Origin of the sequence: Amycolatopsis camponoti (assembly GCF_902497555.1) — a bacterium.
Lineage (GTDB): Bacteria > Actinomycetota > Actinomycetes > Mycobacteriales > Pseudonocardiaceae > Amycolatopsis > Amycolatopsis camponoti.
Genome location: NZ_CABVGP010000003.1, coordinates 482,925 through 504,804, shown reverse-complemented (window position 1 = coordinate 504,804; position 21,880 = coordinate 482,925). Strand labels below are relative to the sequence as shown.

The 21,880-nt window shown below is 70.3% G+C and carries 24 protein-coding genes, 1 tRNA gene and 1 pseudogene; 17 read left to right on the top strand and 9 right to left on the bottom strand.

Annotation, left to right across the window (positions count from 1 at the left end):
- The first annotated feature begins 11 nt into the window (after positions 1-11).
- The 5 genes from AA23TX_RS38750 to AA23TX_RS38730 all read left to right on the top strand — a co-directional run bounded on the left by AA23TX_RS38750 (position 12) and on the right by AA23TX_RS38730 (position 4,943).
- Positions 12-1,238 carry an extracellular solute-binding protein gene (locus AA23TX_RS38750; protein ID WP_155547947.1) on the top strand — a complete coding sequence of 409 codons (1,227 nt, stop codon included), beginning with the start codon at positions 12-14 and terminating at the stop codon, positions 1,236-1,238.
- Positions 1,235-2,278: an ABC transporter ATP-binding protein gene (locus AA23TX_RS38745; protein WP_155547946.1), complete on the top strand. Its 1,044-nt coding sequence runs from the start codon at positions 1,235-1,237 to the stop codon at positions 2,276-2,278. The genes AA23TX_RS38750 and AA23TX_RS38745 overlap by 4 nt, the downstream gene beginning before the upstream one ends.
- Complete coding sequence (locus AA23TX_RS38740; protein WP_155547945.1) at positions 2,275-3,168, top strand: ABC transporter permease; 894 nt, start codon at positions 2,275-2,277, stop codon at positions 3,166-3,168. Before AA23TX_RS38745 ends, AA23TX_RS38740 begins: the two co-directional genes overlap by 4 nt.
- Positions 3,165-3,992 carry an ABC transporter permease gene (locus AA23TX_RS38735; protein ID WP_155547944.1) on the top strand — a complete coding sequence of 276 codons (828 nt, stop codon included), beginning with the start codon at positions 3,165-3,167 and terminating at the stop codon, positions 3,990-3,992. Before AA23TX_RS38740 ends, AA23TX_RS38735 begins: the two co-directional genes overlap by 4 nt.
- A gap of 111 nt (positions 3,993-4,103) precedes the next feature.
- Positions 4,104-4,943, top strand: coding sequence for a MerR family transcriptional regulator (locus AA23TX_RS38730; protein WP_155547943.1), 840 nt, complete (start codon positions 4,104-4,106; stop codon positions 4,941-4,943).
- On the opposite strand, the gene thrS is transcribed toward AA23TX_RS38730, so the two are convergent.
- The 4 genes from thrS to AA23TX_RS38710 all read right to left on the bottom strand — a co-directional run bounded on the left by thrS (position 4,933) and on the right by AA23TX_RS38710 (position 7,818).
- A complete protein-coding gene (thrS, locus tag AA23TX_RS38725) occupies positions 4,933-6,180 on the bottom strand; it encodes a threonine--tRNA ligase (protein ID WP_155547942.1) in 1,248 nt (415 codons plus the stop codon). The two genes, AA23TX_RS38730 and thrS, sit on opposite strands and share 11 nt — an antisense overlap.
- 83 nt (positions 6,181-6,263) lie before the next feature.
- Entirely contained in the window at positions 6,264-6,887 is a 624-nt protein-coding gene (locus AA23TX_RS38720) for a dihydrofolate reductase family protein (protein ID WP_155547941.1), read from the bottom strand.
- 60 nt (positions 6,888-6,947) lie between these two features.
- Positions 6,948-7,415, bottom strand: a complete 468-nt coding sequence (locus tag AA23TX_RS38715; RefSeq protein ID WP_155547940.1) for a heme-degrading domain-containing protein — start codon at positions 7,413-7,415, stop codon at positions 6,948-6,950.
- A 25-nt stretch (positions 7,416-7,440) separates the two neighbouring features.
- Positions 7,441-7,818 (bottom strand): VOC family protein, encoded by a 378-nt coding sequence (locus tag AA23TX_RS38710; RefSeq protein ID WP_155547939.1) that lies wholly within the window; start codon positions 7,816-7,818, stop codon positions 7,441-7,443.
- Between the two features lie 69 nt (positions 7,819-7,887).
- Here AA23TX_RS38710 and AA23TX_RS38705 point away from each other — a divergent pair, with 69 nt between their 5' ends.
- Entirely contained in the window at positions 7,888-9,834 is a 1,947-nt protein-coding gene (locus tag AA23TX_RS38705; RefSeq protein WP_155547938.1) for a phosphocholine-specific phospholipase C, read from the top strand.
- Here AA23TX_RS38705 and AA23TX_RS38700 read toward each other — a convergent pair.
- Entirely contained in the window at positions 9,831-11,060 is a 1,230-nt protein-coding gene (locus AA23TX_RS38700) for a M20 metallopeptidase family protein (RefSeq protein ID WP_155547937.1), read from the bottom strand. The two genes, AA23TX_RS38705 and AA23TX_RS38700, sit on opposite strands and share 4 nt — an antisense overlap.
- A gap of 77 nt (positions 11,061-11,137) precedes the next feature.
- On the opposite strand from AA23TX_RS38700, the gene AA23TX_RS38695 reads away from it, so the two are divergent.
- From AA23TX_RS38695 to AA23TX_RS38680, 4 genes are all read left to right on the top strand, one after another.
- A complete protein-coding gene (locus tag AA23TX_RS38695) occupies positions 11,138-11,620 on the top strand; it encodes a tRNA adenosine deaminase-associated protein (protein WP_230863018.1) in 483 nt (160 codons plus the stop codon).
- 23 nt (positions 11,621-11,643) lie between these two features.
- Positions 11,644-12,072 (top strand): nucleoside deaminase, encoded by a 429-nt coding sequence (locus tag AA23TX_RS38690; protein WP_155547935.1) that lies wholly within the window; start codon positions 11,644-11,646, stop codon positions 12,070-12,072.
- A 30-nt stretch (positions 12,073-12,102) separates the two neighbouring features.
- On the top strand, positions 12,103-12,306 hold the full coding sequence (locus AA23TX_RS38685; protein WP_155547934.1) for a CsbD family protein: 204 nt from the start codon (positions 12,103-12,105) through the stop codon (positions 12,304-12,306).
- A gap of 33 nt (positions 12,307-12,339) precedes the next feature.
- Positions 12,340-12,427 (top strand) — tRNA-Ser (locus tag AA23TX_RS38680).
- Positions 12,428-12,449: 22 nt separating this feature from the next.
- On the opposite strand, the pseudogene AA23TX_RS50855 reads toward AA23TX_RS38680, so the two are convergent.
- Positions 12,450-12,692 (bottom strand): annotated as a pseudogene (locus AA23TX_RS50855) (GNAT family N-acetyltransferase); the annotation flags it as partial.
- A gap of 158 nt (positions 12,693-12,850) precedes the next feature.
- Between AA23TX_RS50855 and AA23TX_RS38670 the strand changes: the two are divergent.
- Genes AA23TX_RS38670 through AA23TX_RS38660 form a run of 3 tightly spaced genes read left to right on the top strand, consistent with a single transcriptional unit; the run spans position 12,851 to position 15,260 of the window.
- On the top strand, positions 12,851-13,255 hold the full coding sequence (locus AA23TX_RS38670) for a polysaccharide biosynthesis C-terminal domain-containing protein (RefSeq protein WP_155547932.1): 405 nt from the start codon (positions 12,851-12,853) through the stop codon (positions 13,253-13,255).
- On the top strand, positions 13,252-14,430 hold the full coding sequence (locus tag AA23TX_RS38665; RefSeq protein ID WP_155547931.1) for a hypothetical protein: 1,179 nt from the start codon (positions 13,252-13,254) through the stop codon (positions 14,428-14,430). The genes AA23TX_RS38670 and AA23TX_RS38665 overlap by 4 nt, the downstream gene beginning before the upstream one ends.
- A gap of 59 nt (positions 14,431-14,489) precedes the next feature.
- The gene (locus AA23TX_RS38660; protein ID WP_155547930.1) at positions 14,490-15,260 is read left to right on the top strand and encodes an SDR family oxidoreductase; all 771 of its coding nucleotides are present in this window, start codon (positions 14,490-14,492) and stop codon (positions 15,258-15,260) included.
- On the opposite strand, the gene AA23TX_RS38655 is transcribed toward AA23TX_RS38660, so the two are convergent.
- Together AA23TX_RS38655 and AA23TX_RS38650 are read right to left on the bottom strand one after the other, a co-directional pair.
- Complete coding sequence (locus AA23TX_RS38655; protein ID WP_155547929.1) at positions 15,253-15,825, bottom strand: hypothetical protein; 573 nt, start codon at positions 15,823-15,825, stop codon at positions 15,253-15,255. The two genes, AA23TX_RS38660 and AA23TX_RS38655, sit on opposite strands and share 8 nt — an antisense overlap.
- The gene (locus AA23TX_RS38650; RefSeq protein ID WP_155547928.1) at positions 15,822-16,241 is read right to left on the bottom strand and encodes a hypothetical protein; all 420 of its coding nucleotides are present in this window, start codon (positions 16,239-16,241) and stop codon (positions 15,822-15,824) included. Before AA23TX_RS38650 ends, AA23TX_RS38655 begins: the two co-directional genes overlap by 4 nt.
- Before the next feature lie 154 nt (positions 16,242-16,395).
- Here AA23TX_RS38650 and AA23TX_RS50850 point away from each other — a divergent pair, with 154 nt between their 5' ends.
- From AA23TX_RS50850 to AA23TX_RS38635, 3 genes are all read left to right on the top strand, one after another.
- The gene (locus AA23TX_RS50850) at positions 16,396-16,518 is read left to right on the top strand and encodes a hypothetical protein (RefSeq protein WP_277875462.1); all 123 of its coding nucleotides are present in this window, start codon (positions 16,396-16,398) and stop codon (positions 16,516-16,518) included.
- A 47-nt stretch (positions 16,519-16,565) separates the two neighbouring features.
- On the top strand, positions 16,566-17,486 hold the full coding sequence (locus AA23TX_RS38640) for a TauD/TfdA dioxygenase family protein (protein ID WP_155547926.1): 921 nt from the start codon (positions 16,566-16,568) through the stop codon (positions 17,484-17,486).
- A gap of 100 nt (positions 17,487-17,586) precedes the next feature.
- The gene (locus AA23TX_RS38635; protein ID WP_155547925.1) at positions 17,587-18,009 is read left to right on the top strand and encodes a limonene-1,2-epoxide hydrolase family protein; all 423 of its coding nucleotides are present in this window, start codon (positions 17,587-17,589) and stop codon (positions 18,007-18,009) included.
- Positions 18,010-18,301: 292 nt separating this feature from the next.
- Here AA23TX_RS38635 and AA23TX_RS38630 read toward each other — a convergent pair whose 3' ends face one another.
- Positions 18,302-19,240: a CapA family protein gene (locus AA23TX_RS38630; RefSeq protein WP_155547924.1), complete on the bottom strand. Its 939-nt coding sequence runs from the start codon at positions 19,238-19,240 to the stop codon at positions 18,302-18,304.
- Between the two features lie 126 nt (positions 19,241-19,366).
- Here AA23TX_RS38630 and AA23TX_RS38625 point away from each other — a divergent pair, with 126 nt between their 5' ends.
- Positions 19,367-21,844: a DUF8508 domain-containing protein gene (locus AA23TX_RS38625; RefSeq protein ID WP_155547923.1), complete on the top strand. Its 2,478-nt coding sequence runs from the start codon at positions 19,367-19,369 to the stop codon at positions 21,842-21,844.
- Positions 21,845-21,880: the final 36 nt, after the last annotated feature.

Here is a 21,880-nt window from a genome sequence, read left to right as displayed (position 1 = left end):
AGGGAGCAGCCATGCAGCGTCGCACCGGCTTCCGATTCCGCCGGGCACTCCTGGCGGCCGGCCTCGCCGCCGGACTGGCGGCCTGTGGCGCGCCCGGCGGGGACGGCGGCCAGGCGGCGGATCCGAAGGCCGTCCCCGACAAGCCGAGCAAGCCCGTCGACCTGAACATCCTCGACATCGCGGGCAACCTTCAGCTCACCAAGCAGATGATCGAGAACTTCAAGGCCGCGCACCCGGAAGTGCTCTCGAAGGTCACCTATTCGACGGCACCCGCACCGAGCATGGCGGGCAAGCTGAAGGCCGAGCAGGACGGCGGCGTCGCCCAGACCCACCTGGTCCTCAGCGGCACGGACGGCCTGTCCGCCGGCATCGCGAACGGCACGCTCGCCAAGGTCCTCCCGGACTTCTCCAGCCGGTTCCCGAACCTGATGCAGAACTACCTCGAGCCCGCGGCCAAGATGCAGGAGCTGGCCAACGGCTACGGCGTCGAGGTCGTCTACTACCCGTCCGGCCCGCTGCTGGAGTTCAACCCGGGAGCGGTTCCGGCCGCGCCGGCGTCCCCGCAGGAGCTGCTCGACTGGGCCAAGGCCCACCCGGAGAAGTTCCAGTACGCGCAGCCGTCGAACTCCGGCCCGGGCCGGACGTTCCTGATGGGCCTGCCGTACCTGCTCGGCGACAAGGACCCGAAGGATCCCGACAAGGGCTGGGACAAGACCTGGGCGTTCCTGCAGGAGCTGGGCAAGTACGTGAAGTACTACCCGTCCGGCACCACCGAGACGATGAAGAACCTCGCGTCGGGTTCGGTGGACATGGTCATGTCGACGACCGGCTGGGACATCAACCCGCGCAAGCTCGGCACGGTGCCCAACACGGTCAAGACCGCGATCATGCAGCCGATGCACTGGGTCACCGACGCCCAGTACGCTCTGATCCCCAAGGGCCTCTCGCCCGACCAGGAGTCGGCGATCCTGCAGCTGATCGCGTGGATGCTGAAGCCGGACCAGCAGGCGATCGCCTACGACGACGGCTACTTCTACCCCGGCCCGGCGGTCAAGGACGTCACCCTGCAGATGGCGCCGCAGAAGAGCCAGGACACGATCAAGCAGTTCGGGCGCCCGGAGTACGAGCAGTGGATCTCCCAGTACCCCAAGGAGACCTCGCTGCCGGCCGAGCAGCAGGTCAAGGCGTTCGACAAGTGGAACCAGCTGGTCGGCGGCTCGAAGGTCGGCAAGAAGTGACGTTCGAGCAGCTCCGGCTGGACGGCGTCTCGCGCAGCTTCGGCACCGCGAACGCCCTGAGCGGCCTCGACCTCGCCATCGCGCGCGGCGAGTTCGTGGCCCTCCTCGGCCCGTCCGGCTGCGGCAAGTCGACCGCGCTCAACTGCCTGGCCGGACTGCTGCCCCTGACGGGTGGCAGCATCTGGCTCGACGACGCCCGCATCGACGGCCGGCCCCCGGAGCAGCGCGGGTTCGGGATGGTCTTCCAGAACTACGCGCTGTTCCCGCACATGTCGGTCCGCGCCAACGTCGGCTTCGGCCTCAAGATGCGCAAGGTCGCCCGCGCCGATGCCCGCCGCCGCGTCGACGAGGCGTTGCACCTGGTCCAGCTCACCGACCACGCGGGGAAGTTCCCCGCGCAGCTCTCCGGCGGGCAGCAGCAGCGCGTCGCCATCGCCCGGGCCGTGGTGCTGGAGCCCCCGGTCGTCCTGATGGACGAGCCGCTGTCCAACCTCGACGCCAAGCTCCGCCTCGAGATGCGGATGGAGATCCGCCGCCTCCACCAGACCCTCGGCCTGACCACGGTGTACGTCACCCACGACCAGGAGGAGGCCCTGTCGCTGGCCGACCGCCTGGTGGTGCTGCGCGACGGCACGGTCCAGCAGATCGGCACCCCCGAGGAGGTCTACGCCCAGCCGGTGAACAGCTACGTCGCGTCGTTCATGGGCTACCGCAACCTCCTGGACGTGACGGTCGTCGAGACCGCGGGCTCGTCGGTCACCGTGGAGGGCGCCGGAGTCCGGCTGACGGGCCGCGGCGCGCTCGCCGAGGGACCGGCGAAGGTCGCGATCCGCCCCGAGGACTTCGTCATCGGCGACGGCGCCGAGAACGCCCTCGACGTCACGGTCGAGATCGTCGAATACCACGGCCGCGAACTGTCGGTCTCGGCCCGTCTCGAGAGCGGGACACCGGTGTACTTCCGCACGGACAAGCGCCTCGCCCCGGGCGACACCGGCCGGATCGGCGTCCCGGCCGAGCGTGTCCTGGTGTTCGAGCCATGACCGCCGTCGCGAGTGCCCGCCCGGCGTTGCGTCACCGCCTGGCCGAACGCGGTGTCGACCGCACCCTGCTCCTCCTGGTGCCCGGCCTGCTGGTCACCGCCTGCCTGTTCCTGTACCCCTTCCTCTACGGCCTCCAGCTGTCCTTCGCCCCGCGCCAGGGCGGGGTCTTCGCCAACTACGCACGGTTCTTCGGCGACCCGTACCTGCGCGACACCATCTGGACGACGCTCGGCATCGCGTTGCCCGCGACCTTCATCAACGTGCTCGCCAGCATCCCGATCGCCTACGTGATGCGCGGCCGCGTCCGCGGCAAGCGGCTCCTGACGACGATCCTCGTCGTGCCGATCACGCTCGGCACGGTGCTCACCGCGCAGGGCCTGATCATGTACGGCGGGCCGGCGGGCTGGCTGAACAAGGTGCTCACGGTCCTCGGCATCACCGACGAGCCACTCCCGCTGATCCACAACTACACCGGCGTGCTGCTGTCCCTGGTGATCACCGGCTTCCCGTTCTCCTTCCTGCTGACGCTGTCCTATCTCTCGGGCATCGACCCCTCCCTGGAGAAGGCGGCCGCGACCCTCGGCGCGAACTGGGCCCAGCGCTTCCGGCGCATCACGCTGCCCCTCCTGGCTCCCGGCCTGGCGATCACCTTCTGCCTTTCGTTCGTGATGGCGTTCTCGGTGTTCCCGAGCGCGCAGCTCGTCGGCGACCCCGCGAACGAGACCCGCGTCGTCTCGATCGCGGCCTACCACGCCGCGTTCGAGGAGTACGACTACTCGATGGGCTCGGCCGTCGCGATGCTCATGGCGGTGGTCATGCTGATCGTGATCGGCCTGGTCATGGCGTGGCGCGGCACGCTGTACCGCGGAGCGACCGGAGGCAAGGGATGACCGGTTGGGTCGCGCGTCCCGGACGTTGGGTCGTCTGGGCCGTCGTCGTGTTCTTCTTCGTCAACCTCGCCGGCGTGGTGCTCTCGGTCGTCGTCGACTCGTTCGGCAAGCAGTGGTTCGGCACCTGGCTCCCGGACGGCTTCACCACCCACTGGTACGCCGACGCCTGGCGCGAGTTCGGCTTGTCCGACGTGCTCCTCACCACCGCGATCGTCGCGCTGGTGGTGATCGCCGTGTCGGTGGCGGTCGGCGTCCCGGCCGCCTACGCGCTGGCCCGCCGCTCGTTCCCCGGCAAGCGCCTGGTGATGCTGCTGTTCGTGCTGCCGATCCTGATCCCTCCCATCACCTACGGCATCCCGCTGGCCACCGTGCTCTACAAGTTCCACCTGGCCGGCACGACCACCGGCGTCATCCTGGCGAACCTCGTGCCGTCGGTGCCGTTCGTCGTGCTGACCATGACGCCGTTCATCGAGCAGATCGACCCGAAGATCGAAGCCGCCGCCCGCATGTCCGGCGCGCGCACGGTTTCGGTGTTCACCCGGATCCTGGGCCCGCTGCTGCTGCCGGGGATCCTGGCCGCCTCGATCCTCGTGCTGGTCCGGACGGTCGGCATGTTCGAGCTGACGTTCCTCACCGCCGGCCCGGACTCGACGACCCTCGTCGTGGCGCTCTACAACTCCGTGTTCGCCGCGGGCATCCGGGCCAACCAGTCGGTCGACGCCATGGCGACCATCTACACCGCCTCCATGCTCGTGCTCCTTCTCGTCGCGCTGCGGTTCGTGAACCCGACCCAGCTGGTCACCCGGATCCGGGAGGAGACCTAGTCCGTTCGCTCATGCGTTCGACTTTACCGCGAAACGTCGAACAGGTGATCGACACGATCGGGCGAACCTGGGACTTGCCCCTCCTCCGAGGGGAGGTGCCACGCTGAGGGCATGCGGTACTCGATCGGCGAGCTGGCCAGCCGGACCGGCCTGACGGTCAAGGCCGTCCGGTTCTACTCCGACCGCGGCCTCGTCCCGCCGTCCGGGCGCAACGCCGCAGGTCATCGCCAGTACGACGACACCGCGCGCACCCGGCTCGACCTCATCCGCACCCTCCGGGAACTCGGCGTCGGCCTGGCAACGATCCGGCAGGTCGTCGACGGCGAAGCGACGGTCGCCGACGTCGCGGCGAGGCACGCCGATGCCCTGGAACTGCAGATCCGCGTGCTGCGCGTGCGTTACGCGGTGCTGACAGCCGTCGCGAAACGTGGTTCGACCCCCGAGGAGACAACGCTGATGCACGAGCTGGCCCGACTGTCCGAAGTGGAGCGCCGGCGCCTGGTCGGCGACTTCCTCGCCGACGCCTTGGGTGACCGTCCCGACCTCGAAGGCGTCGCCCGCACCTTGACCCCCGAGCTGCCGGAGGAGCCGAGCCCCGAGCAGGTCGAGGCGTGGGTGGAGCTGGCCGGACTGACGCGGGACAAGGAGTTCCGCGCGATCCTGCGCCGGCTCGTGGAGCAGCACGAGGGTGGTTTGCGCCGCGACCTGGCCGCCGAGGTGCGCGACGCCGTCACGCCGGCGCTCGAGGCCGGAGTCGCACCGGAGTCGCCCGAGGCCCGGGCGATCGTCGACGGTCTCGGGCGCGACCCCGGCCAGGTGCGGGAATGGCTCGCCCTCGTCGGCGACCCCCGCCGCGAGCGCTACCTGCGGCTGCTCGCGGTGGTCAACGGCTGGGCCGCCCCGGAAAGCCTGGCGCCGGCGTTCGGCTGGCTGGCCGCGGCTACGGCTTGACCTCCGCCCTGATCCACGCCAGCGCCTCCTCGGCCGGCTGGGCGTCGACCCGGTGCCCGTCGCGCAGTCGCAGGGAGAGCTGCCCCGCGGCGACCTCCTGCGGGCCGAGCACGGCCTGGTACGGCACCAGCCGCCCGTCCCGGATCCGCGCGCCGAGACTGCCTTCCGGCGCGATCTCGACGCGCAGGTCGTCACACCGGTCGAGAATTGACCGTGCGTAAGGCAATTCGGCCGGGGACACCGGCAGCAGCCGCAGCTGGACCGGCGCCAGCCAGGCCGGGAACGCGCCGCCGTGGACCTCGACCAGCTGCGCCACCGCGCGTTCGACGCTGCCGATGATGCTGCGGTGCACCATGACCGGCCGGTGCTTCGCCGCGTCCGCGCCGACGTACTCGAGGCCGAACCGCTCGGGCTGGTGGAAGTCGATCTGGACGGTGGACAGGGTCGATTCGCGGCCCGCGCCGTCGACGATCTGGACGTCGATCTTCGGTCCGTAGAAGGCCGCCTCGCCCTCGACCGCGTCGTAGGGAAGCCCGTCGAGGACCGAGCGCAGGATGTCCACGGCCCGGTCCCAGTCGCCGGCGACGTACTTCCCGCCGGGGCCGGGGAGCGAAAGCCGGTAACGCGCCGGGCTGATCCCGAGTGCGTCGTAAGCCTTCCGGATCATGGCCAGCGCGGCGCTCGCCTCGGCTTCGACCTGATCGGGGGTGCAGAAGATGTGCGCGTCGTTGAGCTGGATCGCGCGCACCCGGCTCAGCCCGCCGAGCACGCCGGAGAGCTCGCTGCGGAACATCCCGCCGATTTCGGCGATGCGCAGCGGGAGCTCGCGGTAGCTGCGGCCGCGCGAACGGTAGATCAGCGCGTGGTGCGGGCAGAGGCTCGGCCGCAGCACGAGCTGCTCGCCGCCGACGTCCATGGGCGGGTACATGTCGTCGCGGTAGTGCGCCCAGTGCCCGGAGATCTCGTACAGCTCACGTTTTCCGAGCACCGGCGAATGGACGTGCTGGTACCCGGCGCGCCGTTCGAGGCCGCGGACGTACTCCTCGAGGCTGTGGCGGACGATCGCGCCGTCGGGCAGCCAGTAGGGCAGGCCCGCGCCGATGAGCGGGTCGGTGTCGAACAGGCCGAGCTCACGGCCGAGCTTGCGGTGATCGTGCACGGTGGACTCCTCGTGGACGGCGAGGCGATCGACCACAAGACGAAGCCCGGGGCGACCGCCCCGGGCTTCGGTGAGCATGGATCAGCGCGCCGGGACACTTTCCGGCGTCGTCGTGTCCGCTGCACGCTTCATGTCTTTGACGGTAGCAAGACCGTCCACCGCTATTCCGCCACGAGCCGGAAGGTGTCGTAGTCCGGGTTCCCGGCCGGCCGCAGCACGAGCACGGTGACCCCCGCGGCGGTGCGCCGGCTTTCGACGTGCTCGAACTTCTTCGGCACCACCCCGGCCGGGAAGAGCTGCCGCCCCTTGCCCAGCACGACCGGGAACAGCCACAGCCGGTACTCGTCGACGAGGTCGTGCGCGATCAACGTCTGCAGCAGCGCGCCACTCCCGTGGACCTGGATCTCGTCGCCCGGCCGCGACTTCAGCTCGCGGACGGACTCGACGACGTCGCCGCGCACGATCGACGTGCCGGTCCAGGGGGACTCCGTCAGGGTTCGCGAAACCACGTGCTTCGGCAGGCCGTTGAGGCGCGAGGCCAGCGGGTCGGCGGGGTCGGTGACCTTCGGCCAGTGCGCGGCGAAGATGTCGTGCGTCCGCCGGCCGAGCAGGAACGAACCCGCCCGGGAGATCCACTCTTCGGCGAGGTCCGCCATGCCCTCCTCGTAGAACGGCGTCACCCAGCCGCCCAGGTCGAAGTCGCCGGACGGGTCCTCTTCGGTGCCGCCCGGGCCCTGGTAGACGCCGTCCAGGCTCAGGAACGTCGTGGCGATCAGCTTGCTCATTGAGACTCCTCGGATGCCGTGTACCAGTACGTCACCCGAGGAGGCGCCGGATCGACAGCGTCAGGAAGCCAGGAACAGCTCCAGCTGCTCGACGACGAACGCGTGGTCGTCGGCCTGCGGGAGTCCCGAGACGCCCACCGTCCCCACCGGACCGACGCCGCGCACCAGCACCGGGAACACGCCGCCGTGGGCGGCGTACTCGTCCGGGTTCAGGCGCGAGTCCGCTTCGAACGAACCACCCTTCGCGCGGAACTGCGTGCCGACCAGGAAGGAGCTGTGCCCGTAGCGGTCCACGACGCGGCTCTTGCGGTCGATCCACGCGTCGTTGTCGGCCGATGTCCCCGGCAGCGCCGCGTGGAAGAGCCGCTGGCCGCCCCGGCGGACCGAGATCGTCACCGGCAGCCCGCGCTCCCGGGCCGCGGCCAGCAGCTGGGCGCCGAGAGTGAGCGCCGTCTCGTTGTCGAACTTCGTGAACTGGAGGCGTTCTTCCTGGTCAGCGAGCTGGGCGAGACGATCGGCTTCGGTCATCCGCCCATTAAATCAACACTGTTGTTTAATTGCCAGTGAACTCGGTCAGGGACAGCACGTTGCCGTCCGGATCGCGGAACCAGGCGATCCGCCCGCCCGGCGTGGTCCAGATTTTGTCGGTGCCCTGTGGCAGCGTGTCGAACGTGAGGAACTCCACGCCCCGGCCCCGCAGCTCGGCCACCGACGCCCGGATGTCGGCGACCGCCCAGCCGAGCACCGTGAACGGCTGCGGCGTGAACTCCGCGACGGCGGTGACGCGGAGCATGGTCGTTCCACTGCGGAACACGCACGCGAAGGGGGACTGCTCGATGAACTCGAGCCCGGTGACGTCCGTGTAGAAGGCACGGGAGCGCTCCAGGTCGGTCGACGGTGCGAAGGCGACCAGATCCGCTGAGTCGAGCATGGGTACCACCTCTCTCGGCGGAGAAGGTACCCCTCGCCGGGCCGCCGGCGTGGGGATGAGGAGGCAGGCATGGGCCGCATTCGGCGGCGCACGGTGCTCGGCGGCGCGGCCGCGGCCACCGTCGCCGGCTCGTTGACGGCCGCGTGCGCCGCTCCGCCGCGGAAGGGGACGATCGACGACGTCCGCCACGTCGTGGTGCTTATGCAGGAGAACCGGTCGTTCGACCACTACTACGGCACGATGGCCGGCGTGCGCGGCTTCGGTGACCGTGCGGCGCTGCGGGACGTCTTCCGCCAGCGCGGCAAGGGCGCGCCGGTGCTGCCGTTCCGGGTCGATACGTCCGTTGTGGACGGCCAGGACCTCGGCGAGCTGCCGCACGACTGGAACAGCACGCACCGCGCGTGGAACGGCGGCGCGTACGACGCCTGGGTCGCCGCGAAGAGCCCCATGACGATGGGGTATTTCACCCGCGACGATATCCCGTTCCAGCGCGCCCTGGCGAGCGCGTTCACGCTGTGCGACCACTACTTCTGCTCGATCCAGGGCCCGACCCAGCCGAACCGGCTGTTCCACTGGACCGGCACGATCGACCCGGACGGCGTCGCCGGCGGTCCCGTCACGCACAACTTCCCCGACTACGAGCCGTCCTTCCGCTGGACGACCTACCCGGAGCGGCTCGAGTCCGCCGGGATCACGTGGCGGATCTACGCGAACGACGAGGAACGCGGCGTCCCCGAGCACTTCGCCGGCGACTACGGCGACAACCCGCTGTGGCTGTTCCAGAACTTCCACGACGCGCTGTACTCGATGGACCCGGTCAAGCACCGGCTGGCCGAGCGCGCGAACCTGCGCACGAAGCTGCTGCCCGACTCCGGCAAGGGCAAGGACCTCGACCACACGCTGGCCGAGTTCATCGCCGACTGCGCCTCCGGGGCGTTGCCCGCGGTGTCGTGGGTCGTGGCCCCGTACGGCTACTGCGAGCACCCCGCCGCGCGGCCGGTCGACGGTGCCTCCTACGTCCAGCGGATGCTGAAAGCGTTGTGGGACAAGCCGGAACTGTGGGAATCGACCGTCGTCTTCCTCAACTACGACGAAAATGACGGCTTCTTCGACCACGTCGTCCCGCCGACGCCACCGCCCGGGACTCCGGGCGAGTACCTGCCGGGGAACCGCCCGGAGAGGGGTGGGGCGTCCGGTGCCCCGCTGCCGATCGGGCTGGGGCCGCGCGTGCCGATGACCGTCGTCTCGCCGTGGAGCCGCGGCGGCTGGGTGAACTCGCAGGTCTTCGACCACACGTCGGTGCTGCGCTTCCTGGAGACGTGGACCGGGGTGCGCGAGCCGAACATCTCGGCCTGGCGCCGGGCCATCTGCGGCGACCTGACCAGCTGTTTCGACTTCCGCTCGCACGACACGACGATCCCGCTGCTGCCGGACGTGGACGCGTTGCGCGCCGACGCCGACCGGACGCAGTCCCGGCTCCCGAAGCCCGGGCTCGGGCCGGGGGCCCTGGTGCAGGAGCCCGGCACGGCGAAGGCGCGCCCGCTGCCGTACCAGCCGGTCGCCTGGGCCACGGCGGCGCCGGGCGCGCTGAAGCTCAACCTGGCCAACCACGGGACGCAGACGCTGCAGCTGGCTGCGTACGCCTACCACGCGGGCGGAGCGTCACAACGCTTCGACGTCGGCCCGGGGAGCGAGATGACCGGCGAAGTCCCGTATGGAGAGTCGTACGACATCGCCATCCACGGCCCGAACGGGTTCGTCGTCGAGGCGTCGGGCCGACCGGGGCTCGACGCCTCCGTCACGTTCACCCCGGCGCCCGCACTGCGCGTCACGGTGACCAACAGCGGGCCGGCGCCGGTCGTGCTGAACGGCGTCACGATCGCGCCGGAAGCCACGCACGACTTCCCGGTGCCGGCGAAGAACGGCTGGTACGACGTCACGTTCGAGGCGCCGGGGTGGCGTCGCCGCTTCGCCGGGCACCTCGAAGACGGCCGTCCGTCTCGGACCGGGCCCTAGCGCAGGGCGTCGAGCGCGAACGCGGCCAGCATCGCGACGCCGCTCGGCATCGCGTCCTCGTCGAAGAGCACGCGGTTGGAGTGGTTCGCGGCCGCTTCGGCGGGGTCGACGCCGGGCGGGCACGCGCCCAGGAACGCGTACGCGCCCTGAACGCGTTGCAGGACGTAGGAAAAGTCCTCGGCGCCCATCAGCGGATCCGCCATCAGCTCGACGTTCTCCGGGCCGAGCACGGCCTCGCCGAGCGTCAGGACCTCGGCGGCGACGCGCTCGTCGTTGACCGTCACCGGGTAGCCCGGCTCGACGTCGGCGACGACGCGGCAGCCGTAGGCCGCCCCGACCTGCTCGCACACTTTGTAAAGCTCGTCGCGGACCAGCGCGCGCGTCTGCTCGGACAGCGTGCGGATCGTGCCCTCCAGCTCGGCGGTCTCCGGGATGATGTTGGACGTCGTCCCGGCCTGGATCCGCGTCACCGAGAGCACCGCGGGGTCGAACACGCTGACCCGGCGCGTGATCATCGTGTGCAGTGCGCCGACCATCGCCGCGGCCGCCGGCACCGGGTCGACCGTGTGCTGCGGCGCGGAGCCGTGGCCGCCCTTGCCGGTCACGTGCACCGTGAAGGAGTCCGCCGACGCCATCTGCGGGCCCGGCCGGACCGACAGCAGTCCACTCCGGAGGTTGGCGAGGATGTGGACGCCGAACGCGCGCTCGACCCGCGTCCCGGCGGCGTCGAGCACGCCTTCGTGGATCATGAACCGGGCGCCGTGGTGCCCCTCCTCGCCCGGCTGGAACATGAAGACGACCGAGCCGGCCAGCTTCTCCTTGCGCCCGGCGAGCAGCCGCGCCGCCGACGCCAGCATCGCGACGTGCGTGTCGTGCCCGCACGCGTGCATCGACTGCTCGTCTTCGGACGCGAAGTCGAGGCCGGTCTCCTCGGTCAGGGGCAGCGCGTCCATGTCGCCGCGCAACAGCACCGCCGGACCGGGCCGCCCGCCGCGCAGTACGGCCGTCAGCGACGTCGTCGCCTTGCCTTCGGTGATCTCCAGCGGCAGGTCCGCGAGGGCCTCCCTGATCGCCGCCTGGGTGCGCGGGAGGTGCAGGCCCTGTTCCGGGTGGCGGTGCACGGCGCGCCGGAGCGCGACGGTGCGGTCTTGCAGCGCCCGCGCGTCGCCGAGGAGGCCGTCGAACGGCGTACCGGGCAGGGTGGGCAGGTCAGTGGGGCCGGTCATGGTCCCGATAGTGCCCCATGCGGCGCTTCGGGCGCACCGTGCGTGCGCTCGGTCGAGCGGCGGAATACGGTGTGCGCATGGCGGTGGATGAGCCGGTCACGGGCTTCGCGGTAGCCGTGGTCCGGGAAGACGGTCGGTGGCGGTGCAGTGCGCTCGACCCGGGGGCGCTGACCGAGCTGGACGCAGCGATCACTGAACTGGGCAAACTACGTTCCACCGGTGCGTCCTTCGGGCTGCTGGCGGTCGACGACGAGTTCTTCGTCATCGTCCGGCCGAGCCCGCGAGGGCCGTCGTTGCTGCTCTCGGACGCGGCGGCGGCACTGGACTACGACATCGCGGCGGACGTCCTCGACGTCCTGCGCGTCGATCCACCGGACGAGGAGGACGACTCCGTCTGGCCCGAGGGCGACCTGGGGCTGCTGGCGGACCTCGGGCTGCCCGGGCCGGAGCTGGAGGTCATCGTCGGCGAGGTCGACCTGTACCCGGACGAGCAGCTGCAGATGGTCGCGCAGCGGTGCGGGTTCGGCAGCGAGTTCGCCAAGCTCCTGGACGAGCTCTGAGACGGCCGTCCGATACCGAGGCCGTGGAGGCCGCGCTCGAAGCGGCGCGGGCTCCCGGCGCGGACGTGCCGATCGGGGCGGTCGTGTTCGGCCCCGACGGGGTCCCCTTGGCGGCGGCGCGCAACGCGCGTGTCGAGCTGGGCGACCCGACGGCGCACGCGGAGATCCTCGCCCTCCGGGCGGCGGCCCGCGTGGTGGACGACGGCTGGCGCCTGGAGGGCTGCACTCTGGCGGTGACGCTCGAGCCGTGCACGATGTGCGCGGGCGCCCTGGTGCTGGCGCGGATCTCGCGTCTGGTGTTCGGGGCGTGGGAGCCCAAGACGGGTGCGGTGGGGTCGCTGTGGGACGTCGTGCGTGACCGCCGTCTCAACCACCGCCCGGAGGTCCACGGAGGCGTCCTTTCGGCGGAGTGCGCTTCCGTCCTGGAGACGTATTTCGCCACGCGGCGCTGACGTTCGCGCCCGGGTGGGTACCCAATGGACATGACTATGAAGGACAAGGTCCAGCAAGCGGTCGGCGGCGCGCGTTCGAAGCTCGGCGCGGCCACGGGCAACCGCCGCCTCGAGGCATCGGGACGCGTGCAGCGCCGCCGCGCGCAGGTCGCCGAGGTGGCCCACGACCTGCGCGACCGCTTCCGGGACGCCCAGGCCAGGCGCCGTTCGCCCCGCCCGGGCGACCCCTCGTGAGGCTCGGGTAGGCGCTCCGGTATTGTTCTCGGCGGTGGCGTGTCCGAGCGGCCGAAGGAGCACGACTCGAAATCGTGTGACGGCTAATCCCCGTCCGTGGGTTCAAATCCCACCGCCACCGCTCTCGAAACGCCCGGCAGCCTTCACAGGTTGCCGGGCGTTTTTGCTTGTGACCACAAGCCGAGCCACTGCTGGGCGCCGTATGCCTTGAACCGGTCCACCTCGATGAATCCCAGCTTCGCCGCGAGCCGCATCGAAGGGGTGTTGGCGGTTTGGGCGCGGAGCGCCACCGGCTCGGCGGGGTGCGCGCCGGCGAACCGGACGAGGGCCGCCGCGCATGCCTCGGTCGCGTAGCCGTGTCCCCATGCCTCCGACAGGACAGGTAGACCAACTCGGCTTTCGGCGCGGCGTGGTCCTTTGTGTCGAGCCTGATCGGGCGGGTGGCCAGGCGACGGACATGGCGGGCAACCTAGCCCAAGCCGTAATGCCGTCCCTCGCCGACGCGATACAGACCCCGACGACGTGGGCTACCGGAGGTGCGGGCGTGGACGAGCTGCTGGTGGAACACCTCCCCGGGAAGGTCGAGGAACGCGGCCTCAGCGTCTCGGTGCTCGGGGAGTACCTGCGCGCGATCGGGCCCGTCGAAGACGTGCACATCGCCGCGATCCGGCCGGGTGCTGTGCGGGGCAACCACTTTCACACGCGCAAGCAAGAGATCATCGCGGTCGCCTACCAGGGCAGGTGGTCGCTGCACTGGGACAGCGGCGCCGGCACCGAAAGCCGTCGGCAGGAGTTCGAGGGAGCCGGCGGGGTGCTGGTCCGGCCGCCTCTGGGGTGGTCGCACGCGATCCGCAACGACGGTGACGCCGACCTGTGGATCGTCGCACTCAGCGATCGGGCCTTCGATCCCGGCGAAGCCGTGTCCCGGCATGTCGTGGACCCGGCGTGACCGGCTTCCGGACGTTCTGCCACATCAGCGAATACGGCGAAGCCGGCTACCGGCACCTGCACCGCATGATCGCCAGCAGCAGCCCCCTCGTGCTCTGGGCGCCGTCCAGCGCCCTGCTGTCGGCTCCCTCGTGCCAGGTCGAGCCGCGGCAGTTCGTCGATCTCGTCCGGAATGGACACGTACGGGTCATCGCCCGGGAGGAATGGCTGTTCTCGTCGGCGAAGCGGAACGACCACCCGTGGGAAGGCGCTGCCTGGACACCGTCGGTCGACGACGAGCTCATGAAGTTCGCGGAGGCCGATCGTGATCGCGAGGCCTCGGAGCGGCGGGTCACGGTCGCCTCGCCCGAACCCGGGATGAGGTGGGCCAAGGATCATTTCGAGGAGAACGGCGAACTGGTCGCCAAGGTGACCCGGGTGCTGAAAGGCCGTGCGCCGGAGAAGGACATCCCGATCGGCGTGCTGGAAACCGCGCGGCGGTACGAAAACGACCCGCGGAAGACTGTCGAGCACATTCTGCGGGACGTCTGCAACCACGGCGACGCCATCGCCTTGTCGGGTGCGGAAGCCCCGTTCTTCCTGAGTCCCCGGGACAGCCAGTTCCTGCGGTGGATCGATTCCACCACGCAAGCGCCGTCTTCGGCGGGGCGCCGGCAACAGCACCTCGACCACGCGGAACTGGCCGCCCAGCTGCTCGCGCTGCTGCGGACCATGGAGATCTCGGGCGGAGCGACCGACCTGGACCGGTTCATGGGATCCGAAGGGCACGAAGAGCTGACCCGCTGGTACGCGTCGATCTGCCGCTGCGTCGCCCTCGAGCGACCGAAATCCCTCGAAGGAAAGGTTTCTCGCGAGCTGAACCGCGCGCTCGACGGCGGCCGGCTGCACAACACGCTCCGCTCGTGGATGTCCCGGAAGGTCGAAGCCCCGGTTTTCGCGCTCGGCCTGGCCACCACGATCGCCGGGCCCTTCGTCGACGGCCCCAGCATGCTGTCGCTGGCCGGTGTGCTGCTGGGGGCGATCCCGGTCGGCAACGGAGTGTTGCGGCGCTTGGGGTACGTGCCGGCGCAGTACACCGGCGCGCAGTGGCCGTTCCTCTACAGCTTCGGGCACGAGGCTTCGGCCAAGCGGATCAGACGGCTGCGCAGGGCGCTGGACCTGGCGGCCGAAGCTTGACCTGAAGGGCTCTTGAAGTGTGACGGTGGTCAGCGAACCCGATCACCAAGGAGCGCACCATGAAGGTCCTCGTCACCGGGGCCACCGGCAACACCGGCCGCCACGTCGTCAGTGGTCTCCGGGACGCCGGTGTGGACGTCAGGGTCCTCGTCCGGGACCCGGCGAAAGCCCCCGAAGGAACGGAAGCCGTCGTCGGCGACATCACCGACCCGGCCGAAGCTGCCGAAGGGGTCGACGCCGTCTACTTCGTCTGGCCCTTCTACTCCGCCGAAGGCATCGACAAAGCCGTAAAACCCTTCAAAGACAAGAAAATCGCCTACGTCTCTTCGGCGGCCGCCGAAGAGGGCGGGTTCTGGGGTGACGTCGAAGAAGCCGTCCGAAACGTCACCGGTGACTGGACCTTCCTCCGCATCACCGGCCTCGCCACCAACACCCTCGGCTGGGTGGGGCAAGCGAAAACCGGCAAGGTCAGGGCGCCTTACGGGCAAGCCAAACGGTCCCTCGTCCACGAAAAGGACGTGGCCGACATGGCGATCAAGGCGTTCACCGAAGATCACGCCCGGCAGATCTACCTCGTCACCGGACCGGAAGCCCTCAGCCAGGCGGACCAGGTGAGGATCATCGGCGAAGCACTCGGAACACCCGCGAAGTGGGAAGAACAACCGATTGAAGAAGCAATAACGCAGCTGGGCGAGGAATTCGCGAAGAGCGCCCTGCCCTACTGGGCCTCGCTCGTCGACGATCCGGAACCCGTTTCCCTGGACGTCGCGAAAGTCACCGGGCACCCGGCAAGGAGCTTCGACGACTGGGCGCGGGAACGGTTCAGCTGAGCTGGACCGCCGGCGCCGTCAACGGTTCCAGTTCCGCCAGCAGCGAAGACAGCGAAGCCACCCCCTGCTGGATCACCCGCACCACCGAAGTGCACGCGGCGCTGACCGCGCTCACCACCTCGGGGGAGCGGTCGTCCGCCAGGACCGCCGACACCGCGTCCTCCGCGGCGGACGCCAGGGCGCACACCTCCGCGGACGCCGAAATCGCCAGCTCGTCCAGTCGCGCCGCGATCCGAACGCCCAGCTCGGCGGTGGCGGCGGCCGCGCGGGCCGCCGCCGTGTACTGACCGTCCACTGTGTCCGCCCAGATGCCGAACGTCTCCGCGCTGCCGCCGCTTTCGCCGTGCTCGACGCCGCCTCGGAACTCCGTCGACGCCGACGTCACCAGCGACGCGCCCGCGTCGACCGCCGAGGCGGACGCGCTGATCGACGACGGTGAGCAGTCGAGGTGCCGCAAGGCCGCGACCGGGTCCGGGGCGCCGATCCGGCCCGCGGCCGTGCGCAGGGACGCCAACCGGACCGCCGCCGACGTCAACGCGGGGTGTTCGAACACGGGCGACGTCACGGGGCCACCGCGATCCGCCCCCGGAAGCCGGTGCTCCGGGTGCTCTCCGCCGCCATGCGCAGCCGGCCGGCCAAGTCGGACGTCGCGTCGCCGAGGACGCGCGCGTCCGCTTCGCGGGCGGCGAGGGCGGCCGACCAGCGGGCCGCCAGCTCGCGGGCCTGCGGCGAGATGCCGAACGGCGTCGAGTCGACGCGGGCTTCGGCGAACCTCCCCGCTGCCTTGTCGTCGGCGGCCGCGGCCTGGTCGAGCAGGTCCGCGGCGGCGCGCAGCCGCTCCGGCCGCTTCGAGGGGCTCCCAGGACGCAGCCCGGAGAAGTCACCCCCCTTCTTCGGGGGGTTCCGGGTGGCCGGACCCCCGGCCCCGGGGCGGAGCTCCGGGATAGCACTGCCGATCCGCGAGCCTCTGCCTTCCGGCATGGGGGACCTCCGTCGTCCAAGGGCGCTCACCCGATCGTGGAAGATCTTGCCTCATGCTCCCGAGTCGCCCGCATCGCGGTGACCTGCGGCGTTGACCGCGTTCCACCAAGTGGACGTCTTGACCGCAGGGCGGGAGGGAGAACACCATGAGCACATGCCCGCCACCTCGGAAAGCACGCCGATCCGGTGGTACGGCCGCGCCTCCAAGCGGTCGGTCGGAGAAGGCACCGTGGAGCTCCTGCTGCGCCGCGGCCGCCTGGGCTCGCCTCCTGCCTGACGCGAGCCCGGCGTCCCGATTCCTCCGAAAACCCTTGGAGCACAACCATGTCCGTAGACCTGCCTGCCCGGATTCCGCTGCGCGACGCCGTCACCCCGCCCGACGGCCTCCTCGAAGGCCCGCGTGTCCTGCACCGGAGCGAAGGCGAAGCGTACGAACTCTTCCGGATCCGCCCGCTCGGCCGGGTGATCGGCGCGGAGATCGACGGCGTCGACCTCCGGGAGCCGCTCACGCCCGAGCTGCGCGAGGAGCTCAACCGCGCCCTGCTCGAGTGGAAGGTGCTCTTCTTCCGCGACCAGGACATCACCTCGGCGCAGCAGCGCGCGTTCGCCGCGAACTGGGGTGAGCTGGAGACCAACCCCTTCATCCCGAAGGGCGATGACGACGCTGTCACGCGCTTCGAGCGCACCGCGGCGATGCCCGGCTACGAGAACATCTGGCACGTCGACGTCACCTGGCGGCGCAACCCGGCCCTCGGCTCGGTGCTGCGGCTGATCGAGGTGCCGCCCGTCGGCGGCGACACGCTGTGGGCCGACATGGCCGCCGCCTACGACAACCTGCCCGAAGACGTCCGCGCCCGCATCGACGGGCTGACCGCCGTCCACGACTACCTCCCCGGTTTCGACCGGTTTTCCGATCCCGCGCTCCTGGCGCGGTGGCAGGACGAGTTCCCGCCGGTCGAGCACCCGGTGGTCCGGACGCACCCGGAGACCGGGCGGCGCACCCTGTTCGTCAACCAGGCGTTCACCACGCACATCGTCGGGATGGACCGCGACGAGAGCGACCGGCTGCTGCGGTACCTGTTCCTGCAGGCCCATACGCCCGAGTTCCAGGTCCGGTTCAGCTGGCGGCCGAACTCGGTGGCCTTCTGGGACAACCGCGCGACGCAGCACTACGCGGTCAACGACTACCACCCGCACGTCCGGATCGCGGAGCGCGTCGCCATCGCGGGCGACCGGCCGTTCTGACCCTTAGCCTGGGGGCATGACCGATGAACCCCAGGCTGAGACATCCCGGGGCTCCGCCCCGGGCCGGGGGCTTCGCCACCCGGAACCCCCCAAAGAGGTAGTGACCGGTTTCCTCAAAGCCCTCGAAGACCTCGACGTGGACCGCGCGCTGACGTTCGCGGCGAGCGACATCGTGTACCAGAACGTGCCGTTGCCGTCCGCCCGCGGCGTCGCGGCGGTCGAGAAACAGCTGCGTTTCATGGCCAAGTACGGCTCAGGTTTCGAAGCGCGCACCCACCACATCGCCGCGGACGGCAACGTCGTGCTCACCGAACGCACCGACGTGCTGCGCCGCGGCGCGTGGGAAGCGGAGTTCTGGGTGTGCGGCACGTTCGAGGTCGAAGCCGGCCGGATCGTGCTGTGGCGCGACTATTTCGACTGGACGACGTTCCTGGCCGCGAGCGCGAAGGGCGCCGGGCGGGTCGCGCTGGCCGGCGCGCGCACGCTTTTCGGCCGCTACAAGGCGAAGCAGTCTGTGCGCTAGACGCGGTGTTCGCCGCGGTCGTGGTCCCGAAGGTCCACGACCGCGGCTATCCCCAGCACCAGCACGAACACGCAACTGAGAACAATCAGCCCCCACATGATGGTTCTCCCTCCCCCACGTGTTCGTGCTGGTCGAGAGCTGTCGAGAGTGGTCTGTGCCACTTTTCCGGCGGCTCTCGCAGACCGTACCGCCGCTTCACGCGGGTTGTTCCGGGTCTTAGGGAGCATTTAAGGCAGATGCGCCGGATGGGTGACAGTCGCACCGCATCCTGTAACAGCTCGCACGCGATCAGTTACGTACCAACGCTTACTGATGCTATTCCGTCCCGGATGGAGACGGACGTCGAGCGCCGGGCCGAAAGATCCGCGACGTACTGCAGCACTTTGCCCGCTTCGTCCCCGGCGAGCGGTACGCACTCGTTGTCGGCGTTGCGCCGCACCGGGATCAGCTCGAGGCGGGGCTCGTCGCCGAACATGCAGCCGGCCAGCAGTCCGTCGACGTGGCGGCCACGCATCGCCGGCCAGTCGAAGACGAGGTTGCCGAGGCTGTAGAGGATCGGACGGCCGCGGTAGACCTCGACGGCCTGGATCGTGTGCGGCCCGTGCCCCGCGACCAGGTCGGCGCCGGCGTCGATCACGGCGCGGCCGTAGGCGACCTGGTACTCGGCCAGTTCGGGGCCCGGCAGGCCCCAGTGCATCGAGACGACGACGTGGTCGTGGGCGGCCTTGGCCTGCTTGACGTCGGCGACGAGCCGGTCGAGGTGTTCGGGCAGGGGCGACGTGCGCACCAGCGGCGGCCGGCCCGGGATCTCCGCGACGCGCGGATCGGGCTGGTAGGCCGTGGTCGCAAACGCTTGCGCGACGCCGGGAAAGTCCAGATGCGAGCCGTAGGGGCGAAGTGACGTGTACGCGAGGAAGGCGACCTTTTCCCCGGCCCGTTCGAGCACGGCGGGCGCGTGCGCGGCGGCGAGGTCCGGGCCGGCGCCGCAGTGCGCGATCCCGGCCTGGTCGAGGACCGGGAGCGTCGTCAGCACGGTGAGGTCGTTGGCGCACGAGACGACGTCGATGCCGCCCGACGTCAGCGCTTCGGCCATCGCCGCGTCGAGGGGACCCTCGAGGTTCGCGAACCGGACATCGGCGCCCTTGAGCAGCGGTTCCAGCCGCTCGAACGCCGCCGACGGTGTCGCGCGCCCCTGAACGTTGACGTCTCCGCCGAGTACCAGCGTGATCACAAAACCTGCTCTGCCGAAAGAGTGACGACGAAAGTAGTTGTTACGAATCGTTGCACCTTTGTCTTCCTCCTCCTCATCTGTTCGGGGGACTATGCCACGACTGTTCAAGCACAAAGGGGACTCAGGGTGATCAAGACCCACAGAGCCAAGACCGCGCTGACGGTGGCTGTCGCGTCCGGCTTGGTGCTCGGCGGAGTGGCCGCACCGGCCGCGTCCGCGGCACCCAGCGCCGACGCGGTCATCGCCGAGGTCTACGGCGGTGGCGGCAACTCCGGCGCCACGTTGACCAACGACTTCGTCGAGCTCGCCAACCACGGTACTGCCGCCACGAGCGTCGACGGCTTCAGCGTCCAGTACCTGCCCGGCTCGCCGAGCGCGTCCAGCACCTGGCAGGTGACGCAGCTGGCCGGCAGCGTCGCGCCGGGCGGGCGCTACCTGGTGGCCGAGGGCAAGGGCACCGGCGGCACCGTCGCGCTGCCCACGCCGGACGCGACGGGCACGATCGCGATGTCGGCGTCCGCGGGCACGATCGCCCTCGTCTCCGGCACCACCGCGCTGACCTGCAAGACCGCCGCGGACTGCGCCGCCGAACCCCGGATCAAGGACCTCGTCGGGTTCGGCACGGCGACCGTGCGCGAAGGCAACCCGACGGCCGCGCCGTCCAATTCGACGTCCGTCGCGCGGGGAACGGCCCTGGCCGACACCGACGACAACGCGGCCGACTTCACGGTCGGCGACCCGTCCCCGACGAACACCAAGGGCGAGACGACCGGCGGCGGCACCCCCGGCGACCCGGGCACCCCGGCGAAGATCCACGAAATCCAGGGCGCCACGCGCATTTCGCCGTTCAAGGACAAGAAGGTCAGCGACGTCACCGGCGTCGTCACCGCGACCCGGACGTTCGGCTCGGTGCGCGGCTTCTGGCTCACCGACCCGAACCCGGACAACGACCCGCGCACCAGCGAGGGCCTGTTCGTGTTCACCGGCTCGACCAGCCCGGCCGTGGCGGTCGGCGACGCGGTGACCGCGACCGGCACCGTCCGCGAGTTCTACCCGGACGCGCCGGCGACGTCGAACTACCAGTCGCTCACCGAGCTGGGCAGTGCACAGTGGACGGTCGGCTCGCACGGGAACGCGCTGCCGGCGCCGACCGTGCTGAACCCCGACACCGTGCCGACGACGTACGCGCCGTCGCCCGGCGGGAACATCGAGCCGCTCACGCTGGAGCCCACCAAGTACGCGCTGGACTTCTGGGAGTCGCACGAGAGCGAGATCGTTTCGGTCAGTGACGCCCGCGTCGTCGGCCCGTCGAACTCCTTCAACGAGCTGTACGTGACGTCCAAGCCGGACCAGCACGAGTCCGTGCGCGGCGGCAGCGTATACCTGGGGTACGACCAGCTGAACAGCGGCGTCATGAAGGTGTCGTCGCTGATCCCGTTCGACCAGCGGCCGTTCCCGAAGCTCAACGTCGGCGACGTGCTGACCGGCACCACGTCCGGCCCGGTCGAGTACAGCAACTTCGGCGGCTACACGCTGTTCGCCAGCGTGCTGGGCACCGAAAAGGACAACGGGCTGCAGGCCGAGACCACGCGCAAGCAGCGGTCCGGCGAGCTGGCCGTCGCGACGTACAACGTCGAGAACCTGGCGCCGGGCGACCCGCAGGCGAAGTACGACCGGCTCGGCGAGGCGATCGTGACGCACCTGGCGACGCCGGACATCGTTACCCTGGAAGAGATCCAGGACAACACGGGCGCGACCGACGACGGCACCGTCGCGGCGGACCAGACGCTGCAGAAGTTCACCGACGCCATCGTCGCCAAGGGTGGCCCGCGCTACCAGTGGCGCTCGATCGACCCGGTGAACGACCAGGACGGTGGCCAGCCGGGCGGCAACATCCGCGTGGCGTTCCTGTTCAACCCGGCTCGCGTGTCCTTTGTGGACAAGCCAGGCGGGACGCCGACCTCGGCCGTGGGCGTTGTCCGCGACCGCGGGAAGACGCACCTGACGGCGTCGCCGGGCCGCGTCGACCCGACGAACGAAGCCTGGGAAAGCAGCCGCAAGCCGCTCGCCGGCGAGTTCGTCTTCAAGGGCCGCACGGTGTTCGTCATCGCCAACCACTTCAACTCCAAGGGCGGCGACCAGCCGACGCACGGCCGGTTCCAGCCGCCGGTGCGCAGTTCCGAGGTGCAGCGGGCGAAGCAGGCCGCGGTGCTGCGCGGGTTCGTCGATTCGTTGCTGGCGGCCGATCGCAACGCGAACATCGTCGTGGCCGGTGACCTGAACGACTACCCGTTCTCGCCCGCGGTCCAGACGCTCACCGCCGGTGGCGCGCTGAAGGACCTGATCGCGTCGGTGCCCGAGGCCGAGCGGTACAGCTACGTGTTCGAGGGTCAGTCCCAGGTGCTGGACCACATCCTGGCGTCGAAGGCGCCGCGCGGGGTGGACTACGACGTCGTCCACATCAACGCGGAGTTCGCCGACCAGGCCAGCGACCACGACCCGCAGGTGATCCGGTTCCGGCCGAGCACCGGGAACGCGATCCAGGACGGGATCAACGACCTGCTCGACTACCTGGAGCAGCTGCTGGACAAGTACTTCCCGTAGGCCTGGCTCCGTCGAGGCCACCACCGGGCGTCCGCT